Genomic DNA, 19,487 nt, shown 5'->3' on the forward strand with positions numbered 1-19,487 from the left:
CAGGTCCTATGCTGCGGCCGATTCCGGCCTTCCGATAAGGGCGCAAAGCCATCAGATGGCGGGGCATTTGTCACTTGCGTCCGCTAGTCGAATGCCTGGATCACCTGGCGGGCCACCTGCCGAATCTGCTCGTACACACCGCGATCGAGGGGCAGATCGCGAAAGCGCGGTATCTCCCCCGTCGCGGTGACCACGCCCGGTTCCTCGCGCTCCCAACACGCGTTCACCTTTTCGCCCAACGCGCGCGCGGACGGATTCTCGGAGAGCACGCGGCCATGGAAGCGCTTGATGCCGTCGACGCGGGCCGCGACCGCCAGTGCGCCGAGCAGCAGCGTACCGATCCCGCGCCCCTGGTAGCCGTCCGCCACGGTCAGCGCAACCTCTGCCGAGACGGGGTCGTCTTGATCCCGGACGAAGCGGGCATCGGCGACGACCGGCCCCGCCGGGCCGTTGGTGACGACCCAGACGAAGTGGTCCACATAGTCGACCTCGAACAGATACGTCAGGCGCGCGTCGGTTGGGGTGCCACCTTGATACCGCCGGTACAGCGTCTCCTTCGAGAAGGAACCGCTGCTCTTGAACCGCTCGGCATCGCCGGGCAGGACGGGCCGCAGCAAGAGCGGGGCGCCGTCCCTGCACGACACCGGGATGGGGGCGATGTACGCGGCCAACCGCTGCCGCGCGGTGCGCAGCATCCGGTCGGCGATCGCCGGCATGGCCAGCATGCAGTCGAAGGCCGCGCTGTATCCGGTATAGCCGTGCACGTCCTCCCGCGCGGTCACCGTCGCCGTTCTGGTCGCGCGCCGCAGCAACGCGATCTCGCCGACGATCGTCGCGGATGACAGCTCGGTGGTCATGACCCGGCCCTTCGGACCGACGTGCCTCACCACGACTCGACCGGACGCGATGATCGCGAAGGACTCCGCTCGTTCCCCCTGCCGCATCAGGACCTCCCCGGGTGCGGCGTGCAGGGGCTCGAGCAGAGCGGCCAGCGCCGTAAGGTCCTCCGCCGCAATGTCGGCGAACACCGGAAGCGCCGCCAGCTCCTCGGCGCCGACAGCACTCACGCCGGCCTGCCCGTCAGCCCGAGACTGCGGCCCGAATCACGCCCCGATTGCGAATCCATTGCTAAATCGGTCATCTCGCCAATTTCGTAATCCGGTGCGCCCGAAACGAGTAACGTGGCGATGCACCCTCCCCGATGTACGGTACGCGACCTGCACCGCCATCGCCGGAGAAGTAAGTAGGTGACGGTAGTGACAAAAGACCCTGTCGGACTGGGACTTCGGCAGGCCGGAAGGAAGACCAAAGCCTTTCGATAGTCGTGCTGTTGGCCTCTACGGCCGGACCTCTAGGGCTGGTCGGATAGATCGCTAAGGCTAGCGGGGAGGGAACATGAATACAGCGAAGTGGCGGCCGCATTGGTCGCAGCGCAGGTCGACGGCCGCGATCTATCAGCTGACCGATCGCCTCCACGAGGGACATGTTGCCCGAGTGCCCGCCCATCAGATACCCGCGACCGTGTCCGCTTGGTTGGCGGAGCTCGGCGCCCACAGCCCCTTGGTCGACGACCTGGAGCGCGCGGTCGAAGGCGGCGATTGGTCCGCGGCACACGCCCTCGGCGAGTGCCTCTCCATCGAGATAGCCCTGGCCGACTGACGGCCGGCACAGGGGCCCGTGCCCCGGGGACGTTTGCCGATCCCCACATGACTTTCGTCACTACCGAGTAGCCACCGCGCTCCGCAGGATCGAACGGTATACCGGTTCGCCTATGTCATCGGTAAACGTTTCGGGAGCAATGGATCGCGTTATGAAAGCACCACTGGCCTCAATGGAGAGGCCCGATTTCCGCAAGATTGAAAACCGCGCGCCCTCGGTGGCACAGATGTTCGTCAACCGTGTCGCCGCCACCCCGCACGCGGAGGCCTTCCGCTACCCGCAGGACCACACCTGGGCGAGCGTGACCTGGCAGCAAGTCGGTGAACGCGTCAGCAATCTCGCCGCGGGTCTGATCGCGCTGGGCATCGAGCATGAGGACCGGGTGGCGCTCGCCTCGGCGACGCGCTACGAGTGGGTGCTCGTCGATTTCGCGATCATGTGCGCGGGCGCCGCCACCACCACCGTGTATCCGACGACGAACGCCGCCGATGTCGCGTATATCGTCGCCAATTCCGGGAGCCGGGTGGTGGTCGCCGAAAACCAGGCCCAGCTCGACAAGCTGATCGAACACCGGGCCGAACTGCCCGACGTCAGCAAGGTCGTCGTCATCGACGGCAACGGCGACGGCGACTGGGTGATCACCCTCGCCGACCTGGATCTGTTGGGCAAGCAACTGCTCGCGGACTCACCCGACGCCGTCAACGAGCGGGTCGCAGCCGTCGGCCCCGATCACCTGGCGAGCCTCATCTACACCTCCGGCACCACCGGGCGGCCTAAGGGTGTGCGGCTGACGCACGGCGCGTGGACGTACACCGCCGCGGCCATCGATTCGCTGGACATCCTCGGCCCCACCGACCTGAATTTCCTTTGGCTGCCACTGGCGCACGCGTTCGGCAAGGTGATGCTCGCATTGCCCCTGCAGATCGGCTTTCCCACCGCCATCGACGGCCGCGTCGAGCGGATCGTCGATAACCTGGCCGCCCTGCGGCCCACCATCATGGGCGCGGCACCACGCATCTTCGAGAAGGCGCATGCCCGCGTCCAGGACATGATCGCCGAACAGGGCGGACTCACGAAAATGATGTTCGACTGGGCGATCAAGGTCGGTGTCAAGGTGTCGGAAGCCCGGCAGACCGGTACAAAGCCCTCGCTTGCGACATCGCTGGCCTACAAGGTGGCCGACCGCCTGGTGTTCACCAACATCCGCGAGCGGTTCGGCGGACGTCTGCGGTTCTTCGTCTCCGCCGCCGCCGCGCTGGACCGCGACGTCGCCCAGTGGTTCGACGCCGTGGGCATCATCGTGCTCGAGGGCTACGGGCTGACGGAGACCGCGGCGGCATCATTCATCAACCGCCCCAACGCTTATCGGCTCGGGACCGTGGGCTGGCCATTCCCCGCCACCGACGTGAAGATCGCCGACGACGGCGAGGTATTGCTCAAAGGCCCGGGCCTGATGACCGCCTACCACGACCTGCCGGACGCCACCTCCGAGGCGCTGGATGAAGACGGGTGGTTCCACACCGGCGACATCGGAGAGGTCGACCCCGACGGATTTTTGCGGATCACCGACCGCAAGAAGGACATGTTCAAGACCTCCCAGGGCAAGTACGTGGCGCCGTCGGCGATCGATGCGCGGTTCAAAGGCTCATGCCCGTACGTGAGCGAGATGGTGGTCTACGGCGAGGGCAAGCCCTACTGTGTCGCCCTGGTCAGCCTCGACAGCGAGGCGATCACCGACTGGGCCAACAAGAACGACCTGGCGGGCAAGTCCTTCGCCGAGATTGCGCGTGACGACAAGACACAGCAGCTGATCGCCGGATACCTCGACGCCCTGAACACCGAACTGAATCGATGGGAACAGATCAAGAAGTTCACGATCGCCGACCGCGAACTGACCGTTGAGTCGGGTGATCTGACACCGAGCATGAAACTGCGCCGGAAGGCGGTCATCGACAAATTCTCCGACCGCCTCGATGCCCTCTACGAGCGTTGACGACCAGGCCTTCCGCCCGGGACCTAAGACCCGGCGCTGGGGGCTAACGACTCTCGTGGATTTATGTCCACCGTCCATACGGTGGGCGGATATCGGCAATGGCAACAGTGGAGAGGGATGGCATGCAATCAGATCGCCTCAGGTGGCTGGTAAAAGTAAAAGGCCCATTCGCCTCGGTATATTTCGACGACTCGCACGACACCCTGGACGCCGCCGAGCAGCTCGAAGCGAAATGGAACGGCATCCGTCAGCATCTGCACGAGATGGGCGCTGACGGGGCAATCGTCGGCATGCTCGAGGATGCGGTGCTGCATCATCGACCTGCCGTCGGACGGCGCGGCCGCGCGGTGATCGCGACCGCCGAACATGTACTGATCAACGAGCACCTGATCAACCCGCCGCCGGCCACGGTGATTCGGGTGTCGGAGTATCCCTACCTCGTGCCGTTGATCGATTCGGAAATTCGGCGCCCCACCTACGTGTTCGCCGCGATCGACCGTACCGGGGCGGACATCAGCCTGTACCGGGGCGGTGCCGTCAGCTCCGAAAGCGTTGAGGGCGGGGGCTATCCGGTGCACAAGCCGACGACCGCCGGTTGGAACGGCTACGGCGACTTTCAGCACACGACCGAGGAAGCCATTCGAATGAATTGCCGTGCGGTCGCCGACGAACTCACGCGCCTGGTGGACGACGCGGATCCCGAAGTGGTGTTCTTGTGCGGGGAAGTGCGTTCGCTCGCGGATCTGGTTGCCGAACTACCCGAGCGGGTCTCCGAACGCGTGTCGGAGTTGCATGCCGGGACCCGCAAGAGCCATTGCGACGACGAAGAGATGAGCGAGCTGACGGGCGAGGAGTTCGCCCGGCGTCGTGGCATCGAGATGTCCGCCCTGGCCCAACGATTCGAAGCGGAGATCGGCCGCGGATCCGGACGGGCGACCGAAGGTCTTGCCGATGCCTGCCGGGCCCTTCGCGACGGCAACGTCGACACGCTGATCGTCGGCGAGCTCGGCGATGCCACTGTGGTCACCGGCAAGGCACTGACCACCATCGCGGCCAACGCCGACGCGCTGTCCGAACTCGGCGAACCGGTGGCACGGGTGGCAAGGGCCGACGAGGCGTTGCCTTTCAACGCCATCGCGGTGGGCGCCTCGTTGGTCCGGGCCGGTCAGCTGATGGCACCCGCCGAAGGAGTGGGCGCCCTGCTGCGCTACTCCGCAGGCGACCGGGCTCGTCGTCGCGGCGCATAGGCGCGAACCGCCATGGCCCACCACGGTTCTGGGCATCGATCCCCGACGGCCGCATTCGGCAGGCGGTGCTCGGTGGCGTGCACCACCCCAAGCAATCGGCATCACGATAATGCCGCGGCGTCCCGGTTCTATTGCACCGGAGGTTATATCGAAACGCCGGGTTGCGGTGGCTCGAGGGCGACATCGAGTTGGTGGGCGAAGACTCTGATCATGTGTTGGACGGCGACCTCGTTGCGGCCGATGATCATGTGATCGTGTTGGCCGTGGCGTACGCCTTGGCCACATTGGGGCAGCATGGCGAAGTCTTCGTCGCGCACGGCGGCGTGTACGGCGTCGTAGATGGTGTCGTAGCCCGCCCGCATATCGTCGTTGATGGCGGGGACGCGGGCCAGCCAGGTGTGGCGCACGGTGCAGCGAGTGGGTGAGCCGGCGGGCAGTATGTCGATGATTTCCACGCCGACGCTGCTGTTGGCCAGGATGAGATTGGGGTAGATCCAGTAGATGACGCCCATGTTGTCGCGGACGTCCCACGAGCCGTCGAGATCGGTTTCGAGGTTGGTAATCCACTTGAAGGGGAAGCCAAGTCGGTGATGTCGATCGTATTCGTCATAGACGGCGGTGTTGGGTAGGGCGTTCATGCCGATCAGGCTTTCGCCATGCACGAAGGGAAAGTGGTAACCCTCGCCAAACGCTTCCAGCGCTCCTTTCCAGGACACTTCGGATTCGAACTCGCGGTGGTCGTGGTAGCCGAATGAGGCGTAATCCAGTTCAGCCAGCTGCGGTCCGAGTGCGCCTAGGTGGGCATCGACGTCGATGTCAGCGTCGGCGGTGAGGACCGCCCAGATGAAGCCGTAGCGTTCCTGGCTGGGTAGCTCAACGAGCCCGTAGTCACGCGGATTGATTCCGTGGAAGCCGGACTTGCCGGGCATCATGGACAGTTCGCCGGTGTTGGTGTAGGTCCAGGCGTGATAGGGGCAGGTGAATCGGCCGGCGGTGCCCGATCCGCAGGCCGGCATCGCCCCCCGGTGGCGGCAGTAGTTCAGCAACACGTGCGACTGGCCGGACTTGTCACGAGTGATCAGCAGCGAAATGCCCATCACTGAGCGCACCACGTAGTCGTTGGTCCTTGCGATCTGGGCACTGGGCAGCACCGCCAACGGTGTGCGTCGCAGAAGTTGGGTCTGCTCGATCTCGGTGAGCTTGGGGTCGTTGTAATAGCGCAGCGGAACGTGCAGCACGTCGGCTGCCATGTCAGTAGTCTTATCGAGCACCAAGCGCAACGCCCGCCGAGTGAGATCCTTATTGAGATAACGGATATCGGTCTCAGGGTTCAAAGTCATGACCGCTCCTCTTCAACATGAGTTATGGGCTGCCCCGAGGCACCCAGTTGACGGATTCGAGGAACGGTCGGGGCCGGCAAGCCAACGCCGACGGAATACCAGCGCGCAGCGACGTTGGGGTCTTCCTCGTACTTTTTGAACCATCCAGCCGCGAACTCAGGCAATCTCTCGTGCTGCGGATCATGGTTGGGCGCCTGTGAACGCACCAGGCCGCCCAGCATCGCCAGCAGTTCACGCCGCCCGACCCCTGAATACGTCGATCGGCGGGTCTTATTGACCTCTCGCGCGGCAGCGATGCTCTCGCGGATCGCGCCGTACGACAACCCCTTTGGCATAAGGCGGCCGTAGTATCCGCCGTCCTCTTTCGGGACGTGCTTCTCGAAGCCACTCGCGATCATCGAAATGATCTCACCCATGTGCTTGACCACCCCAGGGATCGTGCACAGCCGGTACAGGTAACTGCCGTGAACGGCGTCGTAGACGATCAACGCCGAACTGCGGTGCTCGATCTCCTCAACGAAGTGCCACAGGAAAAGCGACGCGACACGTTCGTCACCAGGCCGAAACAGCTTGTCCTCATGGTCGAGGAACACTTTGAAGTACGGGGTGAACGTGGCCTCGACCACAGCGGCATACGCGAGGCGCCAGGCCAGCGGTTTGGTCGCGGTCAGGCGGTCGTAGGACGCAATGACCTCGTCTCGTGTCTCTTGCAGGCCCGGCCAACGCTTGATGAGTGCGCGTAGATGGCTGGCATGCGCGGCCGAGTGCTGAGCCTCCTGGCGCAAGTAGGCCCCGGCCTCCTCGACGTCGGCGGTGCTTCGCATCAGCGGTATCGCCTCACGCGTCGCTTCGACGATGAACTTTTCGAATCCCGGTGCGAAGAAAGAGATCACGTTGCACTGCATTCCGAATGCGGGCCGCTCCGGTTGCCAGTTGAACGGGACATCGGCGCTTGCGAAATCGAACCGGACTCGCCTGACCTGTAGGTCCGTCATGCGTCAAGGCTATCGATCCCACGCGTCCGCGACAAGACGTTGTCTAGAATTTGTATGGTCTTGTGGTCGCCATGCAGCGATGATATTGACACAGATGGTCTATGGCCATACATTTCTGGTTAATCGTCCAGTCCCAGTCCTCGCAGGTGAGCACATGAACCTGATCGTGATCAATAACCCCGCCGACCTTCCATGGCAAACCAATCTGTGCGATCTGATGCTGCTGACGATGTTTTCGGCGGCGGTGGCCTACAGCTTCGTGCAGCTCCGTCGTGGTCGGCGCATCTACAGCGCAGTACTGATCGCCGCTACCATCTACGGGCTCGTCCTGGAACTGGCCGGTATGGCCACGCTCAACATGTATCAGCAGGGCGACTTCATGTTGATGATCAACTGGCCTGTGCTCCCGCTGTGGCGTGGCACCACGATGATGCCCGCCTACGTGGTCATCTTCTACCCGGTCTTTCTGTTCACTGGCTTCAAGGTCGTCGAGGCGTTAGGCATCGAAAAGCGATGGCAGGCAGCCGTTACCGGCGGATTGTTCATGATAGCCCTCGACGCGCCCTACATCATCGAGGGCAACCTGCGCCACGTCGTGTGGTGGACCTGGGATCCAAACTTCAAGTTCTTCCAGTACTGGGTCGGGTGGCCCCTGCTCGACCTCTGCTGGCAGGGCATCTGGGATGCGGTGTTCATCTACATCATGCTGCGGGCACTACCGCGAATCGACGTCGCGGTAAGCAACGGTGCCGCCCGATGGTCGAACGCCAATGCATTAGGCGCGTTCCCGGCACTGGCTGCGCTGGCTGTCCTGATGCTCGGTCCGATCCTGATATCCCCGGTGGTCATCGTCACCGCACTGGGCGGACCGCAATGGCCGATCGTGATGCTGCTGGTGGCCGCCTACACCGCGGTCGCCGTGACCGCGCTGCACTCCGCGAGACCACACACTCCACCTGAGGGCATCACCGCGGGCATCATCTTCGTCTACGTCGCGAACCTTGGCGCGATGGTGGTCGCCAACGTGGCTCACGAAGGCGGCATCACGCCGTACATCGTCGTCCAGACCGCCGGCCTGATCATCGTCAGCGGAGTGGCACTGTTCCCCCACATCGCAGCACGCCGACGGCCAGCGGCGGTCCCGCGCGAACAGGCCACCCGAACACCACCCAGCACGGTGAGCTAGGAGAGTCGATGAGCGTTGCCGTCCTATGCCCCAATGTATTCGACGCCGGACTGCCGACGATCGCGTACGACTACACCGATACCCCGGCCGACGTCTACCCGCGAATCGAAGCCACACAGCAAACCGCCGCGATCGCCCTCGGGCCCTACGGACCCGAAGACCCTGGAAACCGGTGATGGGTATGAGCTGGCCGATAAGCCTGCCGATAGAGTTCTCCCGTGCGTAGCCACGGCTGGTCCGGAAACGCCCCGGGCACCGATGAAGAGGCTATCGACAGGATCCTCGATGCAGCCGACGACATTATCGCGCAACGGGGCTCGCCGATCCGCATCACCGACGTCGCCCGCATGTTGGGAGTCACAAGGCAGACGGTGTATCGCTACTTTCCCGGGACCGAAGCCCTATTGATCGGCAGCGCCATGCGCTCGGCAAACGGATTCCTCGACCAGCTCGCCCAGCACATCAGCGGGCTGACCGAACCGGTTGCCGCGATCGTCGAAGGAGTCGCCTTCGCTGCCGAAACCCTTGCGGGAGACCGACAGATCGAGAACCTACTCCGCAATGGTGCACAGGATGGCTCGAATATTTCGTTGACCTCCGACACCGCGCGGGCATTCGGACGCTCGATGTTCCATCGGCTCGACGTCGACTGGGATAAGCACGGGTTCGACGAAGCCGCACTCGACGAACTAGCTGAAATCAGTCTGCGCACACTGCATTCAATTCTCGTCGATCCAGGACAGCCCCCACGTGATGGCATCACTCTGCGTCACTTCGTGTCCCGCTGGCTCGGCCCCGCCATAGTCTATCCACGAGTCGCGCAAGCCATGGACGCCCTACGGGCCGCCTCAGCGAGACCCCAGCGGCGCAAGCCTCCAGCCGCATCCTCACCACGACCCATGCAGACCAAGGCCACCGAAAGGATGCTCAGGTCATCGCCGCCAACACCGATGCCAACCGACGCTGCGGCAAACAGGCAATGGCGAAGCTGACAATGTCAAAGTTTGGAGCGGCGGTCCCGGACGGGGGGATTGCCGGGACCGCCGCGGCTTCGGTTGGCCTATTGGCGTTCAGCTCGCCGGTGCGATGAGCCCGTAGTGTCCGTCGTAGCGGTGATACAACACGCTGCCACGGTCCCGGGCGGCGTCGACGAAGAACAGGAACGGCAGGCCGAGCAAGCCGATCCGCTCGATGGCCTGCTGGACTTCCAGCCGCGGGGCCGGCTGCGAACTGACGGTCAGCGGCAACTGGAACGGCGCCAGCTTATCGGCAGAGCCCGGATTGACCTGTGCCAGGCGGTATTCGGTCGGGCCTTCGCGGTATAGCACGCTGTCCTGCTGCGTGCCCTCCTCGGTGAAGAGGTGGAAGTCGTAGTCGAGCTGCTCCATCTCCAGCGCGGCCTCTTCAACCGTGCAGGTGGGCAGGCTGTAGGACTTGTGCCGCATGATCCCGCGTTCGCTTTCCGGTCGCGGGAAGTACTTCGGCCGGTGGTTGTGTTCGGTTTCGTGCCGCCATTCATGCGGGCCGCGACGGGGCATGCCGCCTCGCTTGGCTTCCCAGTGCTCGGCCGCACGCTCCAGTTGGCGACGCAGTCGCGCCTCGAGTCGATCGATGGCTTCCCGCGCGGTGACGCCTTCGACCTGTGCACGCACCGGCCGGCCGTTGACGTCCAGGCTTGCCTGCGCGACCACCCGGCGGGCCACCGCGGGGTCGCCGTGCTCGGCCAACCTGACGTGGGCGTACAGCACCGGTTCGTGGGCGAGGTGGCCGAGCTCGCCGATCTTGGTGCGCGCGTATTCCTCGGCGTCGGGCAGCTGGCCGTGCGTCGTTATCTGGACGTCGAAGGCAGTCGGTAAATCGGGTCGGTGTCTCATGGTGGCTTTCTTGCTTCGTCGCTGATCGCTCAGTGATGCAGACCCGTGATGGGTTCGTGGGTACTGGTTTGGATATCGACGGATGTCGCCGCCAACAGCTGATTCGCCAGATCGGACAGCGCGCGGGCGATCGCGAGCTCGTCGCCGATCGCGGCCACGGGCGGATCGGCCGGGTCGAGTCGCGCCAAGCCGACGCCGACGAGGGCCTTCCCCGCCCAGGACAGTCGTGCCTTCGCCCGGGTCCGTTCGTCGCGCTCTTCGACCAGCACGTCGATGCGGCATGTCTTGGTGCCGTCGTCGTTCTTTGTCATCACCAGATGCGACCATTCCGCGCCAGGCACCGAGTAGGGGCGGAAGTCCCGAATCGTGAGGTCGTTCGTCGGCCCGCCCCGACGCCGGGTCGGTGGGTTGAAGCGGCCAGCAAATATGTTGACGCGTACGAAGAAAATGTCGAACTTAATCGACATTATTGCTGGGCTTAATCGACAGTTTCGTTCGCGTATATCGTCGTGCCCAACAGTAACGGGCGTGTCCGACCTCCCGACACAGACCAAGTACCTGCATGCCTCGCGGGGCCGCCGGTCGGCTCCGCACTCGGGCGACGACCGCGAACAGGCGATACTGGCCACGGCCGAGCGCCTGCTGCAGGAACGGCCGCTCGCCGACTTTTCCGTCGACGACCTAGCAAAAGGCGCCGGGATTTCGCGTCCCACCTTCTACTTCTATTTCCCATCGAAGAACGCGGTGCTGCTGTCGCTGCTCGACCAGATGAACGCCAAGGCGCATGCGGCCCTCATGTCGCTCGGCGGCATATCGACCGACGACCCCGCGGAACTCTGGCGGGCCCGCATCGAGGCGTTCTTCGAGGTGTCGGGCGCTCACCCGGCGGTCGCCGTGGCGGGCGCCTCGGCGAAGGCGACCAACCCCGAGGTGCGGCAGTTGTGGTCCACGCTCATGCAGAGGTGGATCTTGCTGACCACCGCGGCCATCAAGGCGGAGCGCGGCCGGGGCGCCGCCCCCGACACCGTCCCGGCGGAGCAGCTGTCGGTGGCCCTGAACATGCTGAGCGAGCGGGTGATGGCCGCGACGTTCACCGCCGAGGACGAGGCGATGCCCGAGGACCGGGCGATCGACACGCTGCTGCACATCTGGCTGGCCAGCATTTATCAGCGCTGACCCAGCGCCCGGCTGGCGCGATCCAGGCTCTCGTCGATCAGCCGGTCCACCGCTCCCAAGTAGCTTGGCGACGCCGGCTTTCCCGCCAGGTCGGCGATCGCCTTCTGCTCCCCCAGAACGTCTGCCGCAGCTAGGTTTTCGGACATCCGATCGGCGTGCACCACCAGCCCCGCCAGCAGCTCGGCGCATTGGGATCCGGCGACCACGGTGCGCCGGGCCAAGGTGCGCAGTGCGTCCCACTCGGCGTGCCAGGCGCCGTCGGGCCGTTCGTCGTTGGCCAGCGCCGCGGCGGTGTGCAGGGTCGCCGCCAGCTGCGGCGCGGAAAGCGCGGCCCGACGAATGAGGATGGACAGCACCGGATTTCGTTTGTGCGGCATCGACGACGAACCCCCGCGGTTCCCGCCGCCCGGCTCGCTCAGTTCGCCTATCTCCGGGCGGGCCAGGGTGACGATATCCGAGGCGATGCGGCCCCAAGAGTCGGTGCAGCCGACGAACGCGTCGGCGGCCGCGGTGACCGGCGTTCGCGTCGTGTGCCAGGGCGATCGGAAAGTCAGACCCAAAGCCGTCGCCGCGCTTTGCACCAGGCCGATCGAGACCTCGGCGGGGTCGTCGGCACCGGTGAGCAGCGCCGCGAGCTCCGTGCTGGCCGCCAGTGTCCCGGCGGCCCCGCCGATCTGGATAGGAACGACCACCGCGGACAGCCCCTCGACGGTGTCGACGGCGCCGTTCAGCCAGCCGGCCGCCTTCGCGCCGAACGTGGTCGGTGCCGCGTGTTGGGTGAGGGTGCGGGCCACCATGGGCGTCGCCCGGTGCCGGGTGGCGAGCTCGGTCAGCGTCGAGATCTGCTCCGCAAGCTGCGCTCTCAGCTCCCCGACCACGTCACGCACTCCGAGCATCAGGCCGGTGTCCAGGACGTCCTGGCTGGTGAGTCCCCGGTGGACCCACGGCGCGACGGCCGGCGCAGCACGCTGCCGCAGCAGGGCGACGAGACCGATGACCGGGTTGCCGCCGTCCTCGGCGGCGGCTGCCAGGGATTCACAATCGTTGGAGGTCAGCAGCATTGGCAGGTCCATCCCGGCGCAGTCGGCCGGGGCCAGGCCTTCGGCGACCAGGGCGTCCAGCCAGGCGGCTTCCACCGCGACCATCGATTCCAGCAGGGCCCGATCCGTCATGTGGTCTCGGGCCCGGTGGTCGCCGGGCCACAGCAGGTTGGTCATCGCCCACCGTCCCGGTACGCCAGGAACACCGTTTCGCGCTGGCCCTGCAGGTGGATGTCGAAACGGTATTGCCTGCAATCACTTTCGGCGTCACAGAGCAAGGTGGCACGCCGCTCGGCATCGAGGCTCGTCAGCAGCGGGTCGGCGCTCACGTCGCCGCCGGGTAGGTAGGCCCGGGTGAACAACCGGTCCAGCAGCCCCCGCGCGAAGACGGTCAGGGCGAAGAACTGCGGCCGCCCGACGCTCGCCGGTCCGGGCGCCACCGTGGTGAAGCCGTATTGACCGGCGGCGTCGGTCGCCGACCGGCCCCAGCCCGTGAACGTCGCGATATTGCGGCGCAGCGAACCGGCCTGCCGCGGGATGCGTCCGGTGCCGTCCGGTTGCCACAGCTCGACCAGGGCGTCGGGAACGCCGTCGCCTGCGCCGTCGTAGACCGTGCCGTATAGCCGGACGGCGTGCGGATGACCATCGCCGACCAGGGCGCTGTCCCCCGGATACGGCAACCCGAGTTCTAGGAATGGCCCGACCGTTTGCCCTGGGGTGCAGGCGAATTCAGCCATCGTCGTCCTCGACCGGCGTTCGGGTGCCACCGGAGAGCACGACGTCCCACCGATACCCGGTCGCATACTCCGGCTCGGTGAGGTCGTGGTCGTAGCGGGCGATCAGCCGTCGGCGCGCGGCGGGGTCGAGGACCGACTGGAAGATCGGATCCAGGTCGAAGAGCGGGTCGCCGGGGAAGTACATCTGGGTGACCACGCGCTGCGGGAAGGCGGTGCCGAAGAGGGAGAAGTGGATGTGCGCCGGACGCCAAGCGTTGCGGTGATTGCGCCACGGATACGGTCCGGGCTTGATGGTCAGGAAGCGGTACGACCCGTCCGGCCCGGTCAGACACCGGCCGGCGCCGGTGAAGTTCGGGTCGAGCGGAGCCGGGTGCTGGTCACGCTGGTGGCGGTACCGGCCGCCGGCGTTTGCCTGCCAGATCTCGATCAGCTGACCCGCCACCGGTTTGCCCGAGCCCTCGAGCACCCGCCCGGCGACGATGACGCGTTCTCCGAGGGGTTGGCCTGGGTGGCCGGCCGTCAGGTCGGCCTCGAGCGGGTCGACGTCCTGGTGGCCGAAGCACGGCGAGCAGCGTTCGACCTCCTCGGGATCGACCGGCACCAGGGGTTGTTTGGGGTGGCGCAGGATGGTGCTCCGGTAGGGCGGGTAGTCGAGCCGGGGCTGCGCTTCGCTCCCCCGGTATTCGGCTGCGATGCTGGCGATCTCGGCCGTGATGTCACCCTGAGACGCGACGCACTCGGGGTTCATGTGCCGTGACGCTACTCTCGATGGCCCCGCACACCGGGCAAATCGGCGGCGCGGCCGGACTTACAGCGAGCGCACCAGCGCGGCCCGCCCCTTGGTGCGCATCTTGTAGAGGGCGGACCCGCGGTATTGCTCCATTTTCGCGGCCATCTTGTTGCCCAGTTCCTCGAGCTCCGCGTCGGTGATCTTGACCTCGGGCGGAGCCGGGATCATGTCGCGCTCCTCTTCGTCGGCGTGCGCCTCCAGCACCGTCTTGAAGGCGTTCCACTCTTCCTCGTAACCCGGCGCGCTCTGCGGGGTCCTGAGCAGCACCGAGAGCTGGTCGACCACCTGGCGGTGCTCAGCATGAGCGACGGCGATCAGCTTGGTGGCGTCTTTGAGGGCCGGGTAGTACAGGTCGTCCTCGATGCGGAAGTGGATGTCGAGCTCGATCAGCATGTCGTCGAAAAGGGCATGCCGCTCTTCGCTATTCACCGGCGCCTCACTGATCTTGCGGCCGAGGCCCTTGATCACGATGTGGTGTTCCTTCAGCACGTCGTAGGCGTTCACTGCGCTTTCCCTTCTCCGATTCCCACCGCTGCACCGAGCCCTGGCCCGGGCTCGCCCCGAACTTCGACCATTCCGTTGACCAACCTCGCCTGGTAACACGGCAGCGGCGCCGCCGCCGGGCCGCGCAGAACGTCTCCCGACTCGGCCGCGAACCACGAACCGTGCCAAGGGCATACGAGCCGGCCGCGGTCGACCCAGCCATCGGCCATCGGGGCGGCCAAGTGTGGACACAACTCCCCGAACGCCGCGACCTCCCCGGGGCTGGTCTGGCACACCACCAGCCCCACCCCGTCGACCTCGACGCGCACCGGCTTTCCGTTCAGCGAGGCCGCCGGCAGCACCGGCGTCCATTCCGCGGTGCGCAGCCGCGCGCCCGACTGGTCGATGCCGATGCCGGACTCGAACACCAACGCCCCGCCGAGGTAGCTGCCCGCGACGGTGATGCCGTAACCCAGTGCGGTGAGCGCGATGCCGCGTCCGTGGCGGCCTCGGCGGCGATCCCACCAGGACTGCGCGTACAGCCCGGTGGCCACCAGGTTCACCAGGCCGTGGACGGCACCGACCCGGCGATCGGATTCGTGGGTGTGCTGCCAGTCGGTGACACCGGTGACGGCCGAGCCGATGCTGGCCAGAATGCCCACCCCCAGGGCGCGCGACGCGAACTTCGACGCGTCGCGGACTTCGGTGGCGGGCTGGCCCGGAAGCAGGCTCAGGGCGTCCAACGCGACGGTGGTTCCCAGCGCGCCGCTCGTCAACGACGCCAGCGGCGGATGAACCGGGTGGCCGAGCCACACTCCGTGCAGCGCGTTGGTGACCGTGTTGCGGGCGCTGCCCAGGCCGTTGAAGGCGAAGCTCAACAAGTGTTCGAACCGGTAGCTCGGCCGATCCAGCCACTCTTGACGCCCGATGGCGGACACCACTCGCGATCCGAGTTTCTGCAATCGACCATCCAGGGACCGAGCAGCCATGGCACCAGCCTTCCTCACATACGTCGCCAAAAGTCAGCAACGCACGCAAAATCGAACGGTTTACCCCTCGATCACCGCATACTCACATGCGCAGCGGGGCCGACGTGACCACCGTAGCCCGGGCTTCTGGCCGCTTAGTCGTCAGAAACCTGTGAGTTACCACAAAGCATCCTTGTAGACCCCTGACCGCGGAGTGGGCCCGGCAAGCGGGGTGATTGACCACCGGCGGGTGGATGCGGGATTCTACTTAGCGGAATACTTCTCTGCACAGCAGACAATTGAAGGTGTGAGGGGGTCACTGTGACGGTCCATCGCGACGCCTGCGGCGGCCGTCTCGACGGCGCGTTCGCCAGCGTCCGCGACGGGATGATCCCCGCCTACATCTACAACGACAGTGAACTGTTCGCGCTGGAGAAGGAACGGCTGTTCGGACGGGCGTGGATGTTCGTGGCGCACGAGTCCGAGATCCCGCAGGACGGCGACTACGTGGTGCGCCGGGTGCTCGACGACTCCTTCATCATCACTCGCGACTCGAGCGGCGAAGTGCGCGCCTTATTCAATATGTGCCTGCACCGGGGAATGCAGGTCTGCCGCGCGGAGATGGGAAACGCCTCCAACTTCCGCTGCCCGTACCACGGCTGGACCTACCGCAACGACGGCCAGCTCACCGGCCTGCCGTTTCATCGGGAGGCCTACGGCGGCGAGGACGGGTTCGCCAGGAATGCCCAAACCCTGCTGCCCGCACCGAAATTCGCGAGCTACAACGGTCTGCTGTTCATCAGCATGGACCCGAGCGCCGAACCGCTCGAGGACTTCCTCGGCGACTTCAAGTTCTATCTGGACTTCTATACCAAACAGAGTGCCGGCGGCCTCGAAGTGCGGGGGCCGCAGCGCTGGCGCATCAAGGCCAACTGGAAGATCGGCGCCGAGAACTTCGCCGGCGACATGTACCACACGCCGCACACGCACGCGTCGATCGTGGACATCGGCCTGTTCCGCGAGCCGAAAGCGCAGAAACGCAAGGACGGCGCCACCTACTGGGCGCACCGGGGCGGCGGCACCACCTACAAACTTCCGCCGGGTGGCTTCGACGAACGGATGCGCTACGTCGGCTATCCCGACGAGATGATCGGCCGGATCAAAGGCGTGTGGACGTCGCGGCAGCAGCGGATGGTCGGCGAGGACGGTTTCATGATCTCGGCCGCCACCTGCTTTCCCAATCTGAGCTTCGTGCACAACTGGCCGAAGGTGCATGACCGCGAAGACCAAGTGCTGCCCTTCATCTCGATCCGGCTGTGGCAGCCCATCAGCGAGAACGAGACCGAGGTCTGCTCGTGGTTCGCGGTGGACTCCGCCGCTCCCCCGCAGTACAAACAGGACTCGTACAAGGCGTACCTGATGTGCTTCGGTTCGACCGGCATGTTCGAGCAGGACGACGTGGAGAACTGGGTGTCGCTGACCACCACCGCGGGCGGTTCGATGGCCCGGCGGCTACTGCTGAACAGCCGGATGGGGCTGCTGTCCGACGGCAGCCCGGTGGTCGAGCCGCTGACCGCCGAGGCGTTCCACGGGCCGGGCCGCGCGCAGGTCGGCTACAACGAGTACAACCAGCGCGCGCTGCTGAACATGTGGGCCGATTACCTGCAGGGGGCCGGCACATGACAAAGGCGTTGCCGTCCTTGCCGTTTCATGACGTCCGGCACCTGCAGGCGCACCAGTTCCTGGTGGACGAGGCCTATCTGCTGGATGCCCAGCAGTACGAGGCGTGGCTGGACACGATGACCGACGATGTCCGCTACGTGATGCCCGTGCGGGTCACCACCGCGCGCGGCGCCGGGTTCGACGCCTCCCCGGGGATGGCGCACTTCGACGAGGACAGATATTCGCTGAGCCAGCGGGTCGCGCGGATGGGCACCGAACACGCCTGGGCCGAGGATCCGCCGTCGCGGCTGCGCCACTTCGTCACCAACGTACGCACCTTCGAGCACGACGACCCGGCGCATCTGTGGGTGGACTCGGCCGAACTGCTGTTCCGCAGCCGGGGCGACGTGAACGAAAGCGCCTTGCTGTCGTGCGGGCGCGAGGACTTGTTGCGATGGTGCGATGATCGCTGGAAGCTGGCCCGCCGCAATATCATCGCCGACGAGTCGGTGCTACGGATGCAAAACCTGGCGGTGTTCCTGTGAATGACGAACTGCAGCGGCTCCTGGACGGCGCGGTCGGCGAACCCCTCGTCGTCGCAAACGAGTTCACCGAGGTGGTGGTGCGCCGGGTCGACACCCGAAACGGGTCTAGGCTGCTGATCGGCGCACCGCGATCCGGGCACTGGATCACCTTGGACGCACTCGAGGTCGAGGCCCTGACTTGGCAGAACAGCCGCACCCTGGCGGCAATGGTCGGCAATTCCCACGGGCCGCTGCTGCCCGATGAAGCCGAGGAGGGTGATGGCCGGCTGGCTTGAGGGCAAGCGCGCGCTGGTCGTCGGCGCCGGTTCCGGGATCGGCCGGGCCGTGGTGGACGCGTTTCGCATCGAGGGCGCGAAAGTTGCTGCGCTGGAACGCGATCACGAAAAATGCGAGACCTTACGCCGGCAGTTGCCCGATGTTCCGGTCGTCGACGGCGATGCGACCACCCGCGAAGCCAATGAACGAGCGGTCGCCGCCGCGGTGGACGGTTACGGCGGGTTGGACACGCTGGTCAACTGCGTCGGAGTCTTCGACTTCTACCGGGGCATCGGCGACATCGACGCCGATGACCTGCCCGGCGCTTTCGACGAGATGTTTCGCACCAACGTGCTCAGCCACCTGCAGTCCGTCAAGGCGGCGCTCCCCCGGCTGCGGGACGGAACGGGATCCTCGATCATCCTGACCGAGTCCGCGTCGTCGTTCTATCCCGGACGTGGTGGCGCACTGTACGTGTCGTCGAAATTCGCGGTCCGCGGCCTGGTGGCCGCCCTGGCCCACGAGCTGGCGCCGCAGATCCGGGTCAACGGGGTGGCGCCGGGCGGCACGCTGGGCACCGACCTGCGTGGGCTTGCCAGCCTTGGACTCGAGGGCGTCCGCCTGGACGACACCGCCGACCGGGCACAACAGCTGGCCGCGCGCACGCCGCTGAACGTCGCGCTCTCCGGGCAGGATCACGCGTGGAGTTTCGCGTTCCTGGCGTCCGACCGGGCCCGCGGGATCACCGGCGAAACCGTCCGCCCCGACGGGGGATTCGGGCTGGGCGCACCGCGATGACCCCCCTTGACGAGCAACGCGCGCTGGTGGCGCAGGGCTGCCGAGTGGCCGCGGCCCGCGGCCTCATCGACGGCATCCTCGGCCACCTGAGCATGCGGATCGACGACGAGCTCCTGCTCGTCCGCTGCCGCAGCGACACCGATACCGGGGTGGCTTTCACCCGGCCCAGCGACATCCGGCTCGTCACCTTCGACGGCGGCGCCGGCGCCGACGGCGAACTCGACGGGTACCGCGTGCCCAACGAATTGCCCATCCACGTCGAGACCATGTTGACCGATCCCCGGCACCGGGCCATCGCGCATCTGCACCCGCCCGCCGTGGTCGCCGCCGACCTGGCCGGCATCGCAATCCGGCCGATCTACGGCGCGTACGACATTCCCGGGGCGTGGCTCGCCCGCGGCGGCGTGCCCGTCTACGAACGCGCCGTGCTGATCCGCACCCCGGCGCTCGGCAAGGAGATGGTGGCCGCCATGCGCGGGCGGCCGATGGTGATCTGCCGCGGACACGGGATCACCAGCGCGGCCGCCACCGTGCCGGAGGCAGTGCTGCAGGCCATCAGCCTCGACGCGCTGGCCCGAATGTCGTTGCGGGTGCAAGGCGCCGGCGGGACCCTGCGGGACATCGACGACGCCGACTGGGACGACCTGCCCGACCTGGGGCCCTCGTTCACCACCGAGGCCGCCTGGCGGCACGAAATTGCGCGGTTGCCGGCCGACTGAGGTCGCGTCACACGCCGATC

The 19,487-nt window shown here is 66.0% G+C and carries 21 protein-coding genes and 1 pseudogene; 12 read left to right on the forward strand and 10 right to left on the reverse strand.

Annotated features, from left to right (window positions below; genetic code table 11):
• Positions 1–83 precede the first annotated feature (83 nt).
• A complete protein-coding gene (locus A5758_RS21075) occupies positions 84–1,067 on the reverse strand; it encodes a cyclic nucleotide-binding domain-containing protein (RefSeq protein WP_067744017.1) in 984 nt (327 codons plus the stop codon).
• A gap of 328 nt (positions 1,068–1,395) precedes the next feature.
• On the opposite strand from A5758_RS21075, the gene A5758_RS21080 reads away from it, so the two are divergent.
• The 3 genes from A5758_RS21080 to A5758_RS21090 all read left to right on the forward strand — a co-directional run bounded on the left by A5758_RS21080 (position 1,396) and on the right by A5758_RS21090 (position 4,899).
• The gene (locus A5758_RS21080; RefSeq protein WP_067205775.1) at positions 1,396–1,659 is read left to right on the forward strand and encodes a hypothetical protein; all 264 of its coding nucleotides are present in this window, start codon (positions 1,396–1,398) and stop codon (positions 1,657–1,659) included.
• 151 nt (positions 1,660–1,810) lie between these two features.
• Positions 1,811–3,652 carry a long-chain fatty acid--CoA ligase gene (locus A5758_RS21085; RefSeq protein ID WP_067744020.1) on the forward strand — a complete coding sequence of 614 codons (1,842 nt, stop codon included), beginning with the start codon at positions 1,811–1,813 and terminating at the stop codon, positions 3,650–3,652.
• A gap of 122 nt (positions 3,653–3,774) precedes the next feature.
• Entirely contained in the window at positions 3,775–4,899 is a 1,125-nt protein-coding gene (locus tag A5758_RS21090; RefSeq protein WP_067744022.1) for a Vms1/Ankzf1 family peptidyl-tRNA hydrolase, read from the forward strand.
• Between the two features lie 143 nt (positions 4,900–5,042).
• Here A5758_RS21090 and A5758_RS21095 read toward each other — a convergent pair whose 3' ends face one another.
• Together A5758_RS21095 and A5758_RS21100 are read right to left on the reverse strand one after the other, a co-directional pair.
• Positions 5,043–6,239: an SRPBCC family protein gene (locus A5758_RS21095; protein ID WP_067744025.1), complete on the reverse strand. Its 1,197-nt coding sequence runs from the start codon at positions 6,237–6,239 to the stop codon at positions 5,043–5,045.
• Positions 6,236–7,234 (reverse strand): metal-dependent hydrolase, encoded by a 999-nt coding sequence (locus A5758_RS21100; protein ID WP_067744028.1) that lies wholly within the window; start codon positions 7,232–7,234, stop codon positions 6,236–6,238. The genes A5758_RS21095 and A5758_RS21100 overlap by 4 nt, the downstream gene beginning before the upstream one ends.
• Positions 7,235–7,388: 154 nt before the next feature.
• Here A5758_RS21100 and A5758_RS21105 point away from each other — a divergent pair, with 154 nt between their 5' ends.
• The 3 genes and pseudogenes from A5758_RS21105 to A5758_RS21110 all read left to right on the forward strand — a co-directional run.
• Entirely contained in the window at positions 7,389–8,420 is a 1,032-nt protein-coding gene (locus tag A5758_RS21105; RefSeq protein WP_067205787.1) for a hypothetical protein, read from the forward strand.
• Between the two features lie 8 nt (positions 8,421–8,428).
• Positions 8,429–8,596, forward strand: a complete 168-nt coding sequence (locus A5758_RS25920; protein ID WP_197504007.1) for a hypothetical protein — start codon at positions 8,429–8,431, stop codon at positions 8,594–8,596.
• A 42-nt stretch (positions 8,597–8,638) separates the two neighbouring features.
• Positions 8,639–9,304 (forward strand): annotated as a pseudogene (locus A5758_RS21110) (TetR/AcrR family transcriptional regulator); the annotation flags it as partial.
• 186 nt (positions 9,305–9,490) lie between these two features.
• Here the strand turns inward: A5758_RS21110 and A5758_RS21115 are convergent.
• Positions 9,491–10,294, reverse strand: coding sequence for an HPF/RaiA family ribosome-associated protein (locus tag A5758_RS21115; RefSeq protein WP_067205790.1), 804 nt, complete (start codon positions 10,292–10,294; stop codon positions 9,491–9,493).
• 29 nt (positions 10,295–10,323) lie between these two features.
• Positions 10,324–10,605 carry a DUF1876 domain-containing protein gene (locus tag A5758_RS21120; RefSeq protein ID WP_067205892.1) on the reverse strand — a complete coding sequence of 94 codons (282 nt, stop codon included), beginning with the start codon at positions 10,603–10,605 and terminating at the stop codon, positions 10,324–10,326.
• Positions 10,606–10,822: 217 nt separating this feature from the next.
• On the opposite strand from A5758_RS21120, the gene A5758_RS21125 reads away from it, so the two are divergent.
• The gene (locus A5758_RS21125; RefSeq protein WP_067205793.1) at positions 10,823–11,470 is read left to right on the forward strand and encodes a TetR/AcrR family transcriptional regulator; all 648 of its coding nucleotides are present in this window, start codon (positions 10,823–10,825) and stop codon (positions 11,468–11,470) included.
• Here A5758_RS21125 and A5758_RS21130 read toward each other — a convergent pair.
• From A5758_RS21130 to A5758_RS21150, 5 genes are read right to left on the reverse strand one after another with little or no spacing between them, the layout of a single operon-like run.
• Positions 11,461–12,687 carry a lyase family protein gene (locus tag A5758_RS21130; protein ID WP_067744030.1) on the reverse strand — a complete coding sequence of 409 codons (1,227 nt, stop codon included), beginning with the start codon at positions 12,685–12,687 and terminating at the stop codon, positions 11,461–11,463. The two genes, A5758_RS21125 and A5758_RS21130, sit on opposite strands and share 10 nt — an antisense overlap.
• Positions 12,684–13,247, reverse strand: a complete 564-nt coding sequence (gene pcaG, locus A5758_RS21135) for a protocatechuate 3,4-dioxygenase subunit alpha (protein WP_067205799.1) — start codon at positions 13,245–13,247, stop codon at positions 12,684–12,686. The genes A5758_RS21130 and pcaG overlap by 4 nt, the downstream gene beginning before the upstream one ends.
• The gene (pcaH, locus tag A5758_RS21140) at positions 13,240–13,995 is read right to left on the reverse strand and encodes a protocatechuate 3,4-dioxygenase subunit beta (protein ID WP_067744033.1); all 756 of its coding nucleotides are present in this window, start codon (positions 13,993–13,995) and stop codon (positions 13,240–13,242) included. The genes pcaG and pcaH overlap by 8 nt, the downstream gene beginning before the upstream one ends.
• A 60-nt stretch (positions 13,996–14,055) precedes the next feature.
• A complete protein-coding gene (locus A5758_RS21145; RefSeq protein WP_067744036.1) occupies positions 14,056–14,541 on the reverse strand; it encodes a hemerythrin domain-containing protein in 486 nt (161 codons plus the stop codon).
• A complete protein-coding gene (locus tag A5758_RS21150; protein ID WP_067744039.1) occupies positions 14,538–15,509 on the reverse strand; it encodes a Rieske 2Fe-2S domain-containing protein in 972 nt (323 codons plus the stop codon). Before A5758_RS21150 ends, A5758_RS21145 begins: the two co-directional genes overlap by 4 nt.
• A 366-nt stretch (positions 15,510–15,875) precedes the next feature.
• Between A5758_RS21150 and A5758_RS21155 the strand changes: the two genes are divergently transcribed.
• Genes A5758_RS21155 through A5758_RS21175 form a run of 5 tightly spaced genes read left to right on the forward strand, consistent with a single transcriptional unit; the run spans position 15,876 to position 19,467 of the window.
• Positions 15,876–17,171 (forward strand): aromatic ring-hydroxylating dioxygenase subunit alpha, encoded by a 1,296-nt coding sequence (locus A5758_RS21155; protein ID WP_067744691.1) that lies wholly within the window; start codon positions 15,876–15,878, stop codon positions 17,169–17,171.
• Entirely contained in the window at positions 17,168–17,695 is a 528-nt protein-coding gene (locus A5758_RS21160) for a 3-phenylpropionate/cinnamic acid dioxygenase subunit beta (protein ID WP_067744042.1), read from the forward strand. The genes A5758_RS21155 and A5758_RS21160 overlap by 4 nt, the downstream gene beginning before the upstream one ends.
• Positions 17,692–17,970 carry a dihydrodiol dehydrogenase gene (locus A5758_RS21165; RefSeq protein ID WP_067744045.1) on the forward strand — a complete coding sequence of 93 codons (279 nt, stop codon included), beginning with the start codon at positions 17,692–17,694 and terminating at the stop codon, positions 17,968–17,970. The genes A5758_RS21160 and A5758_RS21165 overlap by 4 nt, the downstream gene beginning before the upstream one ends.
• Complete coding sequence (gene hcaB, locus A5758_RS21170; RefSeq protein WP_067744047.1) at positions 17,954–18,748, forward strand: 3-(cis-5,6-dihydroxycyclohexa-1,3-dien-1-yl)propanoate dehydrogenase; 795 nt, start codon at positions 17,954–17,956, stop codon at positions 18,746–18,748. Before A5758_RS21165 ends, hcaB begins: the two co-directional genes overlap by 17 nt.
• Positions 18,745–19,467 (forward strand): class II aldolase/adducin family protein, encoded by a 723-nt coding sequence (locus A5758_RS21175; RefSeq protein WP_067744050.1) that lies wholly within the window; start codon positions 18,745–18,747, stop codon positions 19,465–19,467. The genes hcaB and A5758_RS21175 overlap by 4 nt, the downstream gene beginning before the upstream one ends.
• The last annotated feature ends 20 nt before the right edge of the window (positions 19,468–19,487 follow it).

The organism is Mycobacterium sp. 852014-50255_SCH5639931 (assembly GCF_001665605.1).
In the GTDB taxonomy this organism is placed as follows: Bacteria; Actinomycetota; Actinomycetes; order Mycobacteriales; family Mycobacteriaceae; genus Mycobacterium; species Mycobacterium paraffinicum.

What these genes read in the sequence shown, in the direction of transcription:
- A5758_RS21175 (WP_067744050.1), top strand. Translation starts at nt 18,745, where the DNA reads ATGACCCCCCTTGACGAGCAACGCGCGCTGGTGGCGCAGGGCTGCCGA.
- A5758_RS21080 (WP_067205775.1), top strand. Translation starts at nt 1,396, where the DNA reads ATGAATACAGCGAAGTGGCGGCCGCATTGGTCGCAGCGCAGGTCGACG.
- A5758_RS21090 (WP_067744022.1), top strand. Translation starts at nt 3,775, where the DNA reads ATGCAATCAGATCGCCTCAGGTGGCTGGTAAAAGTAAAAGGCCCATTC.
- A5758_RS21160 (WP_067744042.1), top strand. Translation starts at nt 17,168, where the DNA reads ATGACAAAGGCGTTGCCGTCCTTGCCGTTTCATGACGTCCGGCACCTG.
- A5758_RS21085 (WP_067744020.1), top strand. Translation starts at nt 1,811, where the DNA reads ATGAAAGCACCACTGGCCTCAATGGAGAGGCCCGATTTCCGCAAGATT.
- A5758_RS21095 (WP_067744025.1), bottom strand. Translation starts at nt 6,239, where the DNA reads ATGACTTTGAACCCTGAGACCGATATCCGTTATCTCAATAAGGATCTC.
- A5758_RS21120 (WP_067205892.1), bottom strand. Translation starts at nt 10,605, where the DNA reads ATGACAAAGAACGACGACGGCACCAAGACATGCCGCATCGACGTGCTG.
- A5758_RS21150 (WP_067744039.1), bottom strand. Translation starts at nt 15,509, where the DNA reads ATGGCTGCTCGGTCCCTGGATGGTCGATTGCAGAAACTCGGATCGCGA.
- A5758_RS21130 (WP_067744030.1), bottom strand. Translation starts at nt 12,687, where the DNA reads ATGACCAACCTGCTGTGGCCCGGCGACCACCGGGCCCGAGACCACATG.
- A5758_RS21115 (WP_067205790.1), bottom strand. Translation starts at nt 10,294, where the DNA reads ATGAGACACCGACCCGATTTACCGACTGCCTTCGACGTCCAGATAACG.
- A5758_RS21155 (WP_067744691.1), top strand. Translation starts at nt 15,876, where the DNA reads ATGATCCCCGCCTACATCTACAACGACAGTGAACTGTTCGCGCTGGAG.
- A5758_RS21105 (WP_067205787.1), top strand. Translation starts at nt 7,389, where the DNA reads ATGAACCTGATCGTGATCAATAACCCCGCCGACCTTCCATGGCAAACC.
- A5758_RS21100 (WP_067744028.1), bottom strand. Translation starts at nt 7,234, where the DNA reads ATGACGGACCTACAGGTCAGGCGAGTCCGGTTCGATTTCGCAAGCGCC.
- hcaB (WP_067744047.1), top strand. Translation starts at nt 17,954, where the DNA reads ATGGCCGGCTGGCTTGAGGGCAAGCGCGCGCTGGTCGTCGGCGCCGGT.
- A5758_RS25920 (WP_197504007.1), top strand. Translation starts at nt 8,429, where the DNA reads ATGAGCGTTGCCGTCCTATGCCCCAATGTATTCGACGCCGGACTGCCG.
- pcaG (WP_067205799.1), bottom strand. Translation starts at nt 13,247, where the DNA reads ATGGCTGAATTCGCCTGCACCCCAGGGCAAACGGTCGGGCCATTCCTA.
- pcaH (WP_067744033.1), bottom strand. Translation starts at nt 13,995, where the DNA reads ATGAACCCCGAGTGCGTCGCGTCTCAGGGTGACATCACGGCCGAGATC.